We start from the raw sequence: 14,235 nt of genomic DNA, 5'->3' as shown, positions 1-14,235 counted from the left end.
GGGTCAGCTGGTCGGGGTCACCCGCGCCGATACCGATGACATGAATCCTTCGCACCCCCCCGAGTCTGCCGTATGCCACTGACACCCCCTACGGCACCTCCACCCGGCCGCCGCTACGACGCCTCACGCCCACGCAGGCGAGGCGCCACCTCCCCGGCGTCGACCGCACCGCCACGCTCCACCGCGTCCGCCAACTCCCGCGCCCACACCACGAGTCCCGCGAGATCCATCCCGTACGGCCGCGACTCCCCCTGCCCCGCCGCCCACTCCGCCACGGCATCCGCGCCCCGCCGCAACAGCCGCGCCCCGCCGGCGAGATTGCCGCGGGCCGCGTGGGTGAGTCCCACGGCCAGCTGGGCGAGCCCTCGCCACAGGGTGCGCTCGCTGTCCGGACCGGTCTTCCAGGCGTCCTCGAACACCTCGTGCGCATGGAACGGTTTCCCGCCGTCCAGCAGCTCCTGTGCCTCCGCGACCGTCTCCAGCGGCGTGCGGACGACGCCCTCGGGCTGCCGCGCCACGCCCTGAGCGTCGTACGGCAGGGGCCGCCCGAGTCCGTCCCGGGGCCGCGCATTGCGTGCCCGGCCCTCCTGGTCCCGGTCCCGTCCCGCCACCGACCGCTTCGAAGACGCGCCACCACTTCCCATACGACCGATTGTGCCCCGGCCGGGTCGGACCCGGCCGGGTCCGGCTTCGGTGTGGTCCGGCACGTGGGGTAAAGTTCTGTTCGCGCGATCACACGGGTCACCGTGGGTGAGCGCACCGGGACGTGGCGCAGCTTGGTAGCGCACTTGACTGGGGGTCAAGGGGTCGCAGGTTCAAATCCTGTCGTCCCGACCGCGAGTTTTCGCAGGTCGGAGGCCGTTTCCGTCGATATGGCGGGGACGGCCTTCTCGGCATGTCCAGGGGTGGTGGTCGCGAGCGCGTCGGTCGCCTGGTGGTCCGGGGTGGGGGGTCTGGATCCCCAATATTGCAGTGCTGCAGTGGGGTTGGCGATTCGCCGTGTCTGGTGTCCCGGTGACGATCGCGGGCGCCGGGTGGCCGGAAGGGTGATTGCAGTTCTGTGGGACGCCGTCGACCTGAGGGCCGGCGACGAGGGTGTGGTGGCACGCAGTCGGTGTTCGCCGCGTCGTTCACCACCAAGCGCGTGGAGGAGGATATTCCGGTCATCACCGTGAAGTCCGACAACGTGGCAGTCGAGGCAGTTCGGGCCGCAGGCACGGTGGAGGCTCTCGCGGTGACCTTCGCCGACCAGGCCACCGGCACGAAGGTCGCCGGCCGCACGGCGCGTGAGTCGACCGGCCGGCCGGAGCTGACCGAGGCCGCGGTTGTGGTCTCCGGTGGCCGTGGTGTGGGCGGCTTGGAGAGCTTTGCGCTCATCAAGTCAGCTACGCCATCGGCGGCGACGTCGCTCCCCTGCGGGTGAGCGAACGCACGCTCCTGGCCCAGGCACTTCCGCGCACCGGGTGGCCCGCGCTGCACCTGGGCTGCCGCCCCGGCGAACTCACCCGCTGTGCAGCCATGCCGGGCCAGCCTGGTTGCTCGTTCAAGGGCGCCGGCCGGCCGTACTCCTTCGTCGCCGCTCTGGAGACCGTCCGCACCTCCTGGTGCGCACTGCTGGACGCCGTCCGCCTGGGCCCCGCGGACGATGCGACCGCGGTCACCGCCGCCCAACTCCGCGCTGTCGTCGAGCGGTTGACGCGCGCCGGGCAGTGGCGGCCAGCAGACCCGCCCATCCTGGACGGATTCCGGCTACGACGTCGCCTGCCTCTCCCACGCCCTGGCCGACCTGCCGGTCGTCCTGGCCGGGCGCCTGCGCTCGGACCGCGTGATGCTCCGCGACCACGGACCCGCCCGGGTTGGTCCCCGGAGCGGACGGCCGCGCCGGCACGGCGGCGTCCTCGCCCTCGCCAGGCCCGACACCTGGCACCAGCCCGATGCCACCACCGCCGCCGACACCATCCGCTAGGGCACGGCCGAGACCGCACGTCCGGTTCAGGCCGACGGCTCAGGGAGACGGAGCGGCGGCAACGCCGCCACCGCGCCCTGAGCTGACCGCGCAACCACCCCCTCCGCATGCCCTCGATCAGGAAGGCGCCGCCCGTGAGCCCCGGCTCGGGCTCCACCGGGTCGTGACCGCCTGGGCGGAGGACCGGCTCGCTGACCCGGTCGGAGCAGCCGGACCGGTCGTTGCCCGCCGCCGAACGTAGCGTGAAACCGGAGGCAGTGACCCGACGGGAGGAGTGGGTCGGATGCGGATCGTTGTGGACCTCAACCGTTGTCAGGGCTATGCGCAGTGCGTGTTCTTCGCCCCCGATCTGTTCGAGCTGCATGGTGAGGAGGCGCTGCTGTACGACCCCGCCGTGCCCGAGGAGCGACTGGAGGCCGTCCGGCAGGCGGCGGCGGCGTGTCCGGTGCAGGCGATCCTGGTGGGGGAGGAGGTGAGCAGCCGTGTCCGATGATCTGCGCGAGGGCCGGATCGTGATCGTGGGCGCGTCGCTGGCCGGGCTGCGGGCCGCCGAGACGCTGCGCGAGGAGGGGTTCACCGGTTCGTTGACCGTGGTCGGCGACGAGCCGCATCCGCCGTACGACCGGCCGCCGCTGACCAAACAGGTGCTGCTGGGCAAGGCGGCGGCGACCGCTGTCGGCCTGCCGATGCGCCGCGACCCCGAGGCGGAGTGGCGGCTCGGAGTGCGCGCGAGTGGGCTTGACACGGTGGAGAAGCAGGTGCTGCTGGCCGACGGAGAGTCGCTTCCGTACGACCGGCTGCTGATCGCCACCGGGACCCGGGCCCGGCCGTGGCCGGATGCGGAGCAGGGCGCCCTGGACGGGGTGTTCACCGTGCGGACCGTCGACGACGCGGGGCGGCTGGCCGAGCGGCTGGATGCCGGGCCGAGCCGGGTGCTGGTGATCGGCGGCGGGTTCACCGGCTCCGAGATCGCCTCCGCCTGCCGGGAGCGGGGCATCGAGGTCACGCTCACGGAGCGCGGCGCCGCACCCCTGGTGGGCGCGCTCGGCGGGGTGCTGAGCATTTTCGCCGACAGGCTGCAGCGCCACCACGGTGTGGACCTGCGCTGCGGGGTGACGGTGACCGCGCTGCGCGGGGACGGCCATGGCCGGTTCACCGGAGCGGAGCTGTCCGACGGCAGCCAGGTCGAGGCCGACATCGCCGTGGTCGCCCTCGGAGCGGTGCGCAACACCGAATGGCTGGCGGACTCCGGTCTTGCCGCGGGCCCGCGCGGGGTCGCCTGCGACGCGGGATGCCGCGCCTTCGACATGTACGGGATCGTCACCGACGACGTCTTCGTGGCCGGCGATGTCTCCCGCTTCCCCCATCCGCTCTACGAGTACCAGATGATGTCCCTGGAACACTGGGGCAACGCGGTGGAGCAAGCGAAGGTGGCGGCCCACAACATGGCCAACCCGGGTCCGCGGCGGCGCCCACACCTGTCGGTCCCGACTTTCTGGTCGAGCCAGTTCGGACTCAACATCAAATCCGTCGGCGTACCCACCTTCTCCGACCATCTGGTCATCGCCCAGGGCTCGCTCGAACAGGGCCGCCTGGTGGCGGTGTACGGCTACCGGGGCCGCATCACGGCCGCGGTCACCATCAACATGGCCAAGTGGCTGGAGTACTACCGGCATCTGATCGAGACGGCCGCTCCGTTCCCGCCCGCGCCCGAGGCGGCCGACCGCTCGGCGGCGGCGAGCTTCCCGATCCATTCCGACGTGCCTGACCCGGCGGTGCTCTCGCACGGCCCCACCGTCACCCTCACCGGGCACCTGCCGGACCGCCGGCTGACCAGGGTCTGGCCCACCGGCTGACCCCTATCTGTCGACGAGGAGCCCCTCGATGACCACGGAAACCCTGCTGGAACGGATCACCGACTACGCCAGCCGGCCCAACCCTTTCCCGCTGTACGCGGAGCTGCGCGAGGCGGGCGGTGTGGCGCGGCAGACGGATGGCAGCTATCTGGTCGGTACGTACGACGAGATCAACGCCCTGCTGCACAACCCGCGGATCAGCTCCGACCGTCGCAACCTCACCGTGCCCTACAGCGGTGTCGCGGAGGGGGAGGAGCAGCTGCCAGCGTCCTTCATCCGGTTCGACGACCCCGAGCACCACCGGCTGCGCAGCATCGCGACGCGGCCCTTCGGCCCGCCGCACAGCGCCGGCCGGGTCGCCGGCATGCGGGACGAGATCGCCGAGATCACCGAGGAGCTGATCGACGCCTTCAGGGACCGCAAGCGGGTCGACATCGTGGACGACTTCGCCTACCCGCTCCCCGTCACGGTCATCTGCCGGCTGCTGGGTGTGCCGCGCGAGGACGAACCCACCTTTCGCCAGTGGTCGGAGACCATCATCGAGGGCGTCGACATCAGGGCCGGCGAGGACCCCACCGAGCGCGTACGGGCGGGGGAGCAGGCCCGGACGGCGATGGGCCGGTATCTGCTGGACCTCGCCGAGCAGCGCCGTGGCAACCCTGGCGACGACATGCTCTCCGCGTTCGTCAACGAGAAGGACCCGGCCGCCCGCCTCACCTCGGAGGAACTGATGGGCACCGCCGCTACCCTGCTCGTCGCCGGGCACGAGACCACCGTCAACCTGATCACCAACGGCATGCTCACCCTGCTGCGCCACCCCGACCAGCTGGAACGCCTGCGCCGCGAACCCGACCTGATGCCCAGAGCGGTGGAGGAACTGCTCCGCTACGAACCGCCCGTCCAGATGCTGGTGCAGCGCACGCCCCTGGCCGATGTGGAGGTCGCGGGCACCACCATCCCCAGGGGCGCACCCCTGGTGCTGGTGCTGGCCTCCGGCAACCGGGATCCGCAACGCTTCCGCGACCCGGACCGGTTCGACCCGGCACGCGAGGACAACGAGCACTTCGGCTTCGGGGGAGGCGTCCACATCTGCTACGGCGCAGCGCTGGCCCGGCTGGAGGCGCAGATCGCGCTGGCCGCGCTCCTCCGCCGCCTCGGCAGCCCGCGGCTGGTCGAGGACCCGCCCCCGTACCGGAGCAGCGCCGTCCTGCGCGGCCCCCGGCATCTTCCGGTGGAGTTTTCCTGATCGGCGGCCGCACGCACGGCAAGGCCACGGCGGAGGTTGCCCGTGCCGCGAGCGCACGGGCTGCCCGGTAGGCGTCCTTCCGACAGTGAGCGCCCGCTGGGGACGCTCGGTTGAACGATGGCCGGGCTGGTAGTCGCCTCCGGGCCGCACCTGCGCCTCGTGTCAGGCGACCGCGTCCTCGATCAGGCGTCGGGCGGCCGCGTCGGTCCGCGCGACGTCATGCGTCACCAGACGGTCCTGACACAACCCGCGCAGCCCGGAGACGATCAGCGTGGCCCTGGCCCGCGCCTGCTCCGGCGGGTGTCCCAGCCGGACGTACGCGGTGGCGATCGGGCCGACCATGACCTCGACGGTGTCGGCGGCGATGCTGCCGTACTGCTCCGGATCGGTGACGGCCAGGCTGAGCAGTTGCAGCAGGACACGGATCGCTCGGGACTGCTCCCCGACGGTGATCGCTTTCCAGAAGGCCTGCGCGGCCTCGCGCAGGCCGGCCACGTCGTGGACGTCGTCGAACATGGCGTGAGCGTCGGGGCGGCTGGCGGCCAGGGCCTGGGTCAGCAGGTTCTCGCGGCTGCCGAAGTAGTACAGGAGCATGCGCTTGGTGGTGCCGATCGCCTCCGCGAGCGGGCTCAGCGACATCTGCGCAAGACCGTGCTGCTGCAGGTAGTTCACCACCTGCTCCAACAGTTCGGCCCGCTTCTCGGCATTGACGGGGCGAGGCACGTCTTTGACTGTACCGGTCGGTACGCGTAAGGTCCAGGCGTAGATGTTCCGATTGGTACATTAACGAGCCTCGGAGGCGGCGGCCGGGCGCGAGCGACGGAGAGTGGATCTGTGACAGACCGGATCGAGCGTCCCCGGGGCATACACCCCGTCAGGACTCTGGCCGAGGCCCTGTGGTTTCCGGCCGCACTCTTCCTCGGCTTTCTGTTCTGTTTCGCCCCGGCCCTGCACGCGCCCCAGCCGCACCACGCGAAGGTCGTGGTCGCGCACCGTGCGACGGAGCGAAAGGTCGACGCCGCTCTGCAGCGGCGGTATCCCGACGGGTTCGACGTCACCGCGGTGGCGGACGCCCGGGCGGCCCGCAGGGCCGTGCTTGACCGGGACGCCGTCGCGGGCTACGTCGCCGGGCGCCGGCACAGTGTGCTGTACGTCGCCAAGGCCAACGGCATGTCCCTGGAGCAGGCGCTGACCAAGGACTTCTCCGCACTCGTGGCGCACGACCACGGGAAGCTCACGGTCACCGAGGTGGCGCCCACCGTGTCCGAGGACCAGATGGGCACGACCCTGGTCTACTTCGGGCTCGCCTGGAGCATCCCCGGCTACATCCTCGCCACCACCCTGCTGCGGGCGGTGACCTTCAACCGTCGCAGGAAACTGATGACGATCGTGGGCGTCGCCGCACTCTTCAGCATCGCGGGTTTCCTCGTCGGCGTCCGACTGCACTACATCCCCGACGAACCCTCGGCCCTGGGGATCGCCTTCCTGCTCACCACGGCGGTGGCCACGTTCGCCTCCGGCATCGCACCCTTCGCCAGGCAGTACTTCCCCGCGGTGGGCATGGGGCTGTTCATCGTGCTGAGCGTGCCCACCAGTGGCGTGGCCGCCGCTCCCCTGCTCCCGACGTTCTTCCAGTACGTGAACGCCGTCATGCCGCTGGCCAACGCGGTGGACGCCCTGCGGGGAGCGGTGTACTTCGACGGCGCCGGAGTGCTCAGGCCGGTCCTCGTGCTCTGCGCGTGGCTCGCGACAGGCATGGCTCTGCTGGGCCTGGACGCATGGCGCCACCGTCGTGCGACCGTACGGAGTGGCGCGGAGGACGAGGCGAACGGGATGGACGATATGGACGACATCGTGGAGCCGCCGGTGGAGGACCCGGCCGTGGAGACGCCCACGCCCACCGCGCTTCCGGTCCATCACCACCACTTCGGCGAGCCGGTGCCGATGCTGACGGGGGTCGTCCGCGATGCCGAGCACCGACCCGTCCACCATGCCGCGGTGACGGTCATGGACACCGGCGGACGGCAACTGGTGCGAACCATGACGAACGCGCACGGCGAGTACGCAGTGACCGGCCTGCCCGAGGGCCACATCAGTGTCGTCGTCTCGTCCAGCGGACGAAGCCCGGTGGTCCACCAGAAGCTGCTGCGATCCGGCGCGGCAGCACGGGCCGACTTCACCATGCACGACCGCCCCGACGGGGAGACGTCTCGCGTGCGCTCGAACGCAATGACCTGACCGCTCGGCCGCCCTGTCACACGGCCCTGCCCCGGCCGGTCTTTGTGGTGTGAGCCTGCGAGCAGGGGGACATGCGCGTTGTTTCTGTCCGGCCGGGGTGGGGAACGGGCGCCTCGAGCAGGGCGGTACGTGTCACAGATGGGACCGCTGCCGCGTCGTACGAAGTGCAGGCCGCTCGGACGAAGGGGTTTCTCCATGATGGTGCCGGGACCGGGCTCGTTCTTCCCTGGAGCAGACCATGGACGCGAGTGACGAGGTCGCGCGCGGACTGACCGACATCGAAGGGTTCCTCTACCAGGAGGCTCATCTGGAAGCGGCACGTCGGCGCGTGGCGGATTTCACCGCACGCTCGCCGGGGCTGACCGAGCAGCAGAAGACGGACATCGAGCGCTGGTACGTCGCGGAGCAGAAACATGTCGCCCGCCTGGTGACCGAGCACATCGCCGACAGCATCCGCGCGGCGGAGGAGCAGCACCGTATCGGCTTCGGGCGATGGCTGCGAGGAACACTGATCGCGATGGTCCTGATCACCGTTGCCATGGGAGTGTGCGTGACCGTGGTCCTCGGAACACTGGGCTGAACCGGCGCGGCCGTGTCGTCAGGAACGCTTGGCGCAGGCCTCGGTCGGTGTTCGCCCATGTCACATATGGGCCGCCCATCGGTCTCAGCTACGAGAGGCGTGAAGCGTTCCCTACGGCGAGGAGGCTTCCCTGGGCCGGCGGGTGCCGGAAGCGTTTCGGTGCGCAGTAGGGGCCGAGCACCGGATGCTCGGACCAGAGCGTGGTGAACTCTGGGCTGACCGTGCGCAGCGCGTCGACGAGTTCGCCGGTGCGTGCGTCACCGCTGTCACTCGCGTAGGCGCCGTAGAGATCCGCCTGCCATGGCACGGTCCTGATCGGTCGCAACGGAGGTGTGAAGGATGCGGTCGCCTCGGACGGCCGCGAACGTGACGCCGGTGAGACGCTCGGCGGTCTCCCGGAGCCGGGCCGCGTCGGTCGCGCTCTGGGCCGACAACTGTCGGCCGTACCGGCCGGGAGGCCCAGGCTCACCGACATCGCACGGCGCCTCGCAGCACCTGACGCACATCCGGCCACGCTGCCTTACCCCGCCGTGGCCGGACGCGCCCGTCGCCCGAGTACCCTGGGCGCGCACGTCGAAGAGCGCCCCGTCGCGCGCTTGCGGAAAGGATCTGAGCATGGCCGACGTCTCGGAGCTCGTCTCCCGCCTGGGCCTGCGTCCGCACATCGAGGGCGGCTGGTTCAGGGAGACCTGGAAGACGGCCGCCGAGGCGCAGCCCGGTTCGTACGACGGTACGCGCGCCTTCGCCACCGGGATCTACTTCCTGCTGCACCCGGGCGAGGTGTCACGCTGGCACCGGGTCCGCTCCGACGAGCTGTGGCTGTGGCACCGGGGCGGGCCGCTGCGGATCCGGCTGGGCGGGGACGGCGCCGCTCCCGACGAGGCGGCCGCCCGACCCGTGGTGCTGGGCGCCGGCGTCGAACACGGCGAGACACCGCAGTTCGTCGTCCCGGGCGGTGTGTGGCAGACCGCCGAACCCGCCGGCGACCAGCCGGTGCTCGTGACCTGCGTCGTCGCACCCGGATTCGACATGCGGGACTTCGAGATGCCGTGACGCGCCGCTCGGTCGGCGGGCACGAAGCGAAGTGCGGGCTCCGGGGTGGTAGAGAGGTGACCATGAGCACCTCGTACGACACCACCACCGCGGCCGGTGTCCGATGACCGCCGGGATCGACACCCCGGACCGCCGGGGCCGTACCGGACTCGACAGGACCGGGCTGGACCTCCGCCGCAATCCGCGGGTCAGGGTCCGGGACGTGCGGCTGTTGTCCAGCCACTGGTACGTGGAGCGCGCCACCACCTTCGACCTCCGGCGCGCCGACGGGACCTGGAGCACCCAGCAGCGCGAGACGCACGACCGGGGCAACGGCGCCACGCTCCTGCTCTACGACGCCGAGCGCGAAACCGTCCTGCTCACCCGGCAGTTCCGCTTCCCGGTGTACGTCAACGGCCACCCCGACGGCATGCTGATCGAGACCCCGGGCGGAGTGCTGGACGACGAAGACGAGCACCCGGAGATCGCCGTGCGGCGCGAGGCCGTGGAGGAGACCGGGCACACCGTCGGCGACGTCCAGCATGTCTTCGACGTCTACATGAGTCCGGGCTCGGTGACCGAGCGCGTCAGCTTCTACGCCGCTGCCTACGGCCCGGCCACCCGCACCCACGAGGGCGGGGGGCTGGACGAGGAGGGCGAGGACATCGAGATCCTCGAACTGCCCTTCCGCCGCGCCCTGGAGATGATCCGCACCGGGGAGATCGCCGACGCCAAGACCATCATGCTGCTTCAATGGGCCGCTCTGGAGGGGCCGTTCGCACGCCCTTGAGGAGAAGCTGCTTCGAGCGGACGGCGGTCAGGCGGGGCGCCGGTCACCGAGTGCCCCGCCCGCCGTACCATCAGCCCTTGTTGGAGCCCAGGGTGAGTCCGCTGACGAACTGGCGCTGGAGCAGGAAGTACACGATCAGCGTCGGGACCGCGGTGAGCAGGGCGCCGGCCGCGACCAGGTTCGGGTCAGTGAAGTACTGGCCGGAGAGGTTGTTCAGGGCCGAGGTGATCGGCATGTTCTCGCCGGTCGAGATCAGCACGATGGCCCAGAAGAAGTCGTTGTAGATCCAGATCGACAGCAGGGTAGCCAGGGCCGCCATCGCGGGCTTGCACAGCGGCAGGGTGATCTGCCAGTACAGCCGCCACACCGAGGCCCCGTCCACCAGCGCGGCCTCGGTCAGTTCGTGCGGCAGCGACCGCATGTAGTTGCTCAGTACGAACGCGCAGAACCCCGACTGGAACGCCACGTGGATGAGGACCAGGCCGAGCGCGGAGTCGTACAGCTTGCCGCTGACCGTGATGCCCGGCAGGTCGATCAGGAGGTACATCCGGTACAGGGGAGTGATGATGACCTGCTGCGGCAGCAGGTTGCCCGCCGTGAAGACGAGCAGGAGCGACAGGTTGAGCCGGAAGTCGAAACGGCTGACGTAGAAGGCGACACAGGAGGACAGGAACAGCGTCAGCAGCACGGCCGGCACGGCGATCAGCAACGTGTTGCCGAAGTAGTGCAGCATGTCCGACTGCTCGAACGCGTTCTTGAAGTTGTCCAGGTTCAGCTTGTCCGGCCAGGACACATAGCCCTTGTCGCTGGTCTCGCCGTACGGGCGCAGCGCCGCGTAGACCGCCCACAGCAGCGGGGCGAGCCAGGCCAGGGCCGTACCGGCGAGGAAGACGTGCAGGAGGACCCTGGCCGGGCGGACGGGGGTGCGCCTCTTGAGGGCGACGGTGGTGCTCACGCGCGCCGCTCCTTCCGGAAGGTGGCCACCAGATAGGGGATGATCACGGCGAGCGAGATGACCAGCAGGACCACCGCGATCGCCGAGCCGTATCCGATGCGGCTCGACTCGCCGATGATGTTGTTGGTCACCAGGATCGACAGCAATTCGGTGCCCTGGGCGCCCTTGTTGAAGACGAAGACCAGGTCGAAGGCGCGCAGGGCCTCGATGATGGTGACGACCAGGACGACCGTGTTGGTCGGGCGCAGCGTCGGGAAGATGACGCTCTTGAACGTCTGCCACTCGTTGGCGCCGTCCAGCGCCGCGGCCTCCCGCAGCGACGGGTCGACGCTCTTCAGGCCGGCCAGGTACAGGATCATCATGTAGCCGGTGTGCCGCCAGGACGCGGCGATGAGGATCGCCCAGAGGTTGAGGTTCGGGTCGCCGATCCAGTCGATGTAGTGGCCGGGTTTGTTGGCCCCGATGACGCTGTTGATCAGGCCCGTGTCGGGGTTGTAGATGAGCTGCCACACGAAGCCGATGACCGCCAGCGACATCACCACCGGCAGGAACAGGGCCGTCTGGTAGACCCGGCTGAACCGGATCCGCTTGTCCAGCTGCACGGCGAGGAACAGGCCGAACGGTGTGGGCAGGAGGATCAGGACGACGAACCAGATGACGTTGTGCTGGACGGCGGGCCAGAACTGCGGGTTGTTGGTGAACAGCTCCTTGAAGTTCTCCAGGCCCACCCATTTGATCGAGTCGAAGCCGATGCCGTCCCAGGTGGTGAAGGCCAGCGCGATCGAGGCGAGGGCGGTGACCCAGACGAGGGCCACGTGCAGGATCGTCGGCACGCCCGCCATGACGGCGAGCGTGATCCGGTCGCGGCGGGTCAGCAGACGCCGATGGCTCTGCGTGGCCCGCTTGTTGTCGTCGGACGCCGCGCCCGGAGGCGGCACGGCGGCCGCCCCCGGGGTCGTTGTGGTGGTGTCGGTGCTCATTCCGCCGCTCACGAGGATGCGAAGATCGTCTTCTTCTGGCGCTCGATGGACGTCAGTTGGCTGTCGATCCCCTTGGGGTCACGGACGAACTTCTGCAGCGCGGGCTGCATCACCGTGGAGGTGAAGTCCGGGCGGCTGTCGCGGTCCATGAACTGGGTGAGGTTCTTGGCGCCACTGATCATCGTGTACGCCTTCTTCTGCAGCGCGGTGTACGTGGAGGTGTCGGCCTTGCTGGAGGCGGCGACCACGCTGGAGTCGGCCTTGAGGTACACCGCCTCGGCCTCCGGGGTGCCCAGGTACTCCAGCAGCTTCGCGGCGGCCGACTTGTTCTTCGGGGCCTTGCTCAACATGAACCCGTCGGTCGGCGCCTCGACGGTCTCCTGGCCGTAGGCGGGGTTGATCTCCGGGAAGGCGAAGAAGTCAAGGTCGTCCAGGTCGGCCTTGTTCGTGAACTGCTGTCCCACGAAGGAGCCCAGCAGATACATGCCGGCCTTCTTCGACACCAGCGTCTGAGCGGCGTCCTGCCAGGTGCGGCCGACGGCGCCGTCCTGGTGGTAGGGGAGGATCTCGGTCCAGTGGTCGAAGACGGCCTTGACCTTGGCGTCGGTCCAGGAGGCCTTGCCCGCCATCAACTCGACGTGGAAGTCGTAGCCGTTGAGCCGGAAGTTGATCTGGTCGAAGGTGCCCATCGCGGGCCAGGCGTCCTTGTCGCCGAAGGCGATCGGCACCAGGCCGTCCTTCTTCATCTGCTTGCACAGGGCGACCAACGCGTCCCAGGTGGTGGGGATTTCGTAGCCGTGCTGCTGGAACACGCTCTTGCGGTAGAAGACCGCCCACGGGTACGTGTACAGCGGAACGAAGTAGTACTTGCCGTCCTCGCCCTTGCTGAGCTGCTTCATCGCGTCGGGGAAGTTGTCCCCGATCGTCTGCCACACGTCGTCGATCGGGGTGGCCAGCTTCTTCGCCGCGAAGAACTGCATGCGGTAGCCGGCGAACCAGGTGAACACGTCGTCCGGCGTGCCCTGGAGGTAGGAGTTGATCTGCTCCTGGAAAGTGTTGTGGTCCTTCGTGTTCACATCGACCGTGATGCCGGACTGCTTCTTGAAGGACGCGTAGATCTCCGCGAACGCCTTCTTCGGCACCGCGTCCGAGGCGTTGGAGCCCAGGGAGACCGTCTTCGGGTCGGAGGACGAGCCGCTGCCGCCGCAGGCGCTCAGCAGGGGTATGCCGGCACCGGCGAGAAGGGCCGCACTGCCGGCTCCTCGGAGCAGGGATCGGCGGCTGGGATCCGGGACGGAGAGACCGGAGGGGGACAGGCGCATGGCGGCTCCTGAAGGCAGGGGTTCGGCCAAGGGGAGAGATGGCCCCCAAAAGGTCGTCGAAACCGATCAGAAACCAACTCGACCGAACATCGTGGCGTAATAACAGCCCCATGTCCGCGCACGCGTCAATAGCTCCCGACCGTCTCTTGCCCGAAACGTAATCGACACGATCATCGGCGAGTTTCGTTCACAAACCGACGACCCGAGAACCCGCACGGCGGGTGGACCGTGCGGGTGGGTGGAGCGTTTTCCTCCGGTTACGGCCTGACCAGCAACTGGAAGTCGAAGGCGTACCGGGAGGCCCGGTAGATGTGCGTCCCGTACTCCACCGGGCGGCCCGTGTCGTCGTACGCCGTGCGCTGCATGGTCAGCAGGGCGGCGCCTTCCTTCTCGTCGAGGCGGCTCGCCTCCTCGGCGGTGGCCGAGCGCGCGCCGACGGTCTGCCTGGCGCTGTGCAGGGTGATGCCGGCCGAGCGCATCATCCGGTACAGACCCGTCGACTCCAGCCGCTCGGTGTCGAGTTGGAGCAGCGTCGCGGGCAGGTAGTTACACAGGAACGCCACCGGCCGGCCGTGCGTGAAGCGCAGCCGCTCCAGGAGCGTGATCTCGCCGCCCTCCGGCACACCCAGCGCGGCCGCGACGTCGGCGGTCGCCGGCACGCTCTCGTTGCGCAGCACCCGGGTGGTCGGGTCCTGTCCCGCCGACTCCAAGTCGTCGTACAGGCTGCTGAGTTCGAGCGGGCGTCTGACCTGACTGTGCACCACCTGGGTGCCGACGCCGCGGCGGCGGACCAACAGCCCCTTGTCGACCAGGGATTGGATCGCCTGGCGGACCGTCGGCCGGGACAGACCGAGCCGTACGGACAGGTCGATCTCGTTGCCCAGGAGGTTTCCCGGGGCCAGGGTCCCGTGCTCGATGGCCGCTTCCAGCTGCCGGGCGAGTTGGTAGTACAGCGGCACCGGACTGGTGCGGTCCAGCGCGAAGTCCAGGGAATCGAGGGCCGAGACGGGCACGGCACGCGCGCGGTCACCGGTTCTCGCCACCGGGGCACCTCCTTTCACCGACTGGGAGTCAGGGTCTGGTGCGGTCCATCGTGATCAGATCGTAGGTTCGCCGCGGCTCCGTCATGTGCGGTGCTCCATAGGCTGTTCCCCCAAGCTGTTCCTCGGACGGGCCGACGCCTCTCAGGTGTAGATCCGCAGGGGGCCCGCTGTCAATGGTTTGTACTTACATTCGGACCTGATTGTGAAATGATGTCTTAACAAAGCAT

General features: G+C 69.4%; 15 protein-coding genes, 1 tRNA gene and 1 pseudogene. 10 read left to right on the top strand and 7 right to left on the bottom strand.

Annotation, left to right across the window (positions count from 1 at the left end):
• Positions 1 to 113: 113 nt before the first annotated feature.
• Positions 114 to 644 (bottom strand): DUF309 domain-containing protein, encoded by a 531-nt coding sequence (locus IEZ19_RS03600; RefSeq protein ID WP_189309453.1) that lies wholly within the window; start codon positions 642 to 644, stop codon positions 114 to 116.
• A 116-nt stretch (positions 645 to 760) separates the two neighbouring features.
• Here IEZ19_RS03600 and IEZ19_RS03595 point away from each other — a divergent pair.
• The 6 genes and pseudogenes from IEZ19_RS03595 to IEZ19_RS03570 all read left to right on the top strand — a co-directional run bounded on the left by IEZ19_RS03595 (position 761) and on the right by IEZ19_RS03570 (position 5,068).
• Positions 761 to 834 (top strand) — tRNA-Pro (locus IEZ19_RS03595).
• A 167-nt stretch (positions 835 to 1,001) separates the two neighbouring features.
• Positions 1,002 to 1,411 (top strand): annotated as a pseudogene (locus IEZ19_RS03590) (electron transfer flavoprotein subunit alpha/FixB family protein); the annotation flags it as partial.
• Positions 1,412 to 1,777: 366 nt separating this feature from the next.
• Positions 1,778 to 1,966: a transposase gene (locus tag IEZ19_RS53380; RefSeq protein ID WP_373296902.1), complete on the top strand. Its 189-nt coding sequence runs from the start codon at positions 1,778 to 1,780 to the stop codon at positions 1,964 to 1,966.
• A gap of 283 nt (positions 1,967 to 2,249) precedes the next feature.
• Positions 2,250 to 2,459, top strand: coding sequence for a ferredoxin (locus IEZ19_RS03580; protein WP_189309452.1), 210 nt, complete (start codon positions 2,250 to 2,252; stop codon positions 2,457 to 2,459).
• A complete protein-coding gene (locus IEZ19_RS03575; RefSeq protein ID WP_189309451.1) occupies positions 2,449 to 3,822 on the top strand; it encodes an NAD(P)/FAD-dependent oxidoreductase in 1,374 nt (457 codons plus the stop codon). Before IEZ19_RS03580 ends, IEZ19_RS03575 begins: the two co-directional genes overlap by 11 nt.
• A gap of 28 nt (positions 3,823 to 3,850) precedes the next feature.
• Positions 3,851 to 5,068, top strand: coding sequence for a cytochrome P450 (locus tag IEZ19_RS03570; RefSeq protein ID WP_189309450.1), 1,218 nt, complete (start codon positions 3,851 to 3,853; stop codon positions 5,066 to 5,068).
• Between the two features lie 162 nt (positions 5,069 to 5,230).
• On the opposite strand, the gene IEZ19_RS03565 is transcribed toward IEZ19_RS03570, so the two are convergent.
• A complete protein-coding gene (locus IEZ19_RS03565) occupies positions 5,231 to 5,791 on the bottom strand; it encodes a TetR family transcriptional regulator (RefSeq protein ID WP_229839878.1) in 561 nt (186 codons plus the stop codon).
• Between the two features lie 111 nt (positions 5,792 to 5,902).
• Between IEZ19_RS03565 and IEZ19_RS03560 the strand changes: the two genes are divergently transcribed.
• Both IEZ19_RS03560 and IEZ19_RS03555 read left to right on the top strand, forming a co-directional pair.
• Entirely contained in the window at positions 5,903 to 7,306 is a 1,404-nt protein-coding gene (locus IEZ19_RS03560; RefSeq protein ID WP_229839877.1) for a carboxypeptidase regulatory-like domain-containing protein, read from the top strand.
• Positions 7,307 to 7,544: 238 nt separating this feature from the next.
• Positions 7,545 to 7,886, top strand: coding sequence for a hypothetical protein (locus tag IEZ19_RS03555; RefSeq protein WP_189309449.1), 342 nt, complete (start codon positions 7,545 to 7,547; stop codon positions 7,884 to 7,886).
• Between the two features lie 88 nt (positions 7,887 to 7,974).
• Here the strand turns inward: IEZ19_RS03555 and IEZ19_RS50385 are convergent, their stop codons facing one another.
• Positions 7,975 to 8,193, bottom strand: coding sequence for an MmyB family transcriptional regulator (locus IEZ19_RS50385; RefSeq protein ID WP_229839876.1), 219 nt, complete (start codon positions 8,191 to 8,193; stop codon positions 7,975 to 7,977).
• Between the two features lie 308 nt (positions 8,194 to 8,501).
• Between IEZ19_RS50385 and IEZ19_RS03545 the strand changes: the two genes are divergently transcribed.
• Together IEZ19_RS03545 and IEZ19_RS03540 are read left to right on the top strand one after the other, a co-directional pair.
• A complete protein-coding gene (locus IEZ19_RS03545; protein ID WP_189309447.1) occupies positions 8,502 to 8,939 on the top strand; it encodes a cupin domain-containing protein in 438 nt (145 codons plus the stop codon).
• A gap of 103 nt (positions 8,940 to 9,042) precedes the next feature.
• A complete protein-coding gene (locus tag IEZ19_RS03540; RefSeq protein WP_189309446.1) occupies positions 9,043 to 9,708 on the top strand; it encodes an NUDIX domain-containing protein in 666 nt (221 codons plus the stop codon).
• A gap of 70 nt (positions 9,709 to 9,778) precedes the next feature.
• Here IEZ19_RS03540 and IEZ19_RS03535 read toward each other — a convergent pair whose 3' ends face one another.
• The 4 genes from IEZ19_RS03535 to IEZ19_RS03520 form a co-directional block, all read right to left on the bottom strand.
• Positions 9,779 to 10,663 (bottom strand): carbohydrate ABC transporter permease, encoded by an 885-nt coding sequence (locus IEZ19_RS03535; protein WP_189309445.1) that lies wholly within the window; start codon positions 10,661 to 10,663, stop codon positions 9,779 to 9,781.
• Positions 10,660 to 11,643, bottom strand: a complete 984-nt coding sequence (locus IEZ19_RS03530) for a carbohydrate ABC transporter permease (RefSeq protein ID WP_189309444.1) — start codon at positions 11,641 to 11,643, stop codon at positions 10,660 to 10,662. Before IEZ19_RS03530 ends, IEZ19_RS03535 begins: the two co-directional genes overlap by 4 nt.
• A gap of 8 nt (positions 11,644 to 11,651) precedes the next feature.
• On the bottom strand, positions 11,652 to 12,965 hold the full coding sequence (locus IEZ19_RS03525; RefSeq protein ID WP_189309443.1) for an ABC transporter substrate-binding protein: 1,314 nt from the start codon (positions 12,963 to 12,965) through the stop codon (positions 11,652 to 11,654).
• Between the two features lie 257 nt (positions 12,966 to 13,222).
• Positions 13,223 to 14,008, bottom strand: a complete 786-nt coding sequence (locus IEZ19_RS03520; protein WP_189309442.1) for a GntR family transcriptional regulator — start codon at positions 14,006 to 14,008, stop codon at positions 13,223 to 13,225.
• Between the last annotated feature and the right edge of the window lie 227 nt (positions 14,009 to 14,235).

The organism is Streptomyces brasiliensis (assembly GCF_014647875.1).
Lineage (GTDB): Bacteria > Actinomycetota > Actinomycetes > Streptomycetales > Streptomycetaceae > Streptomyces > Streptomyces brasiliensis.
This window is presented reverse-complemented; position numbering and strand designations above follow the sequence as displayed.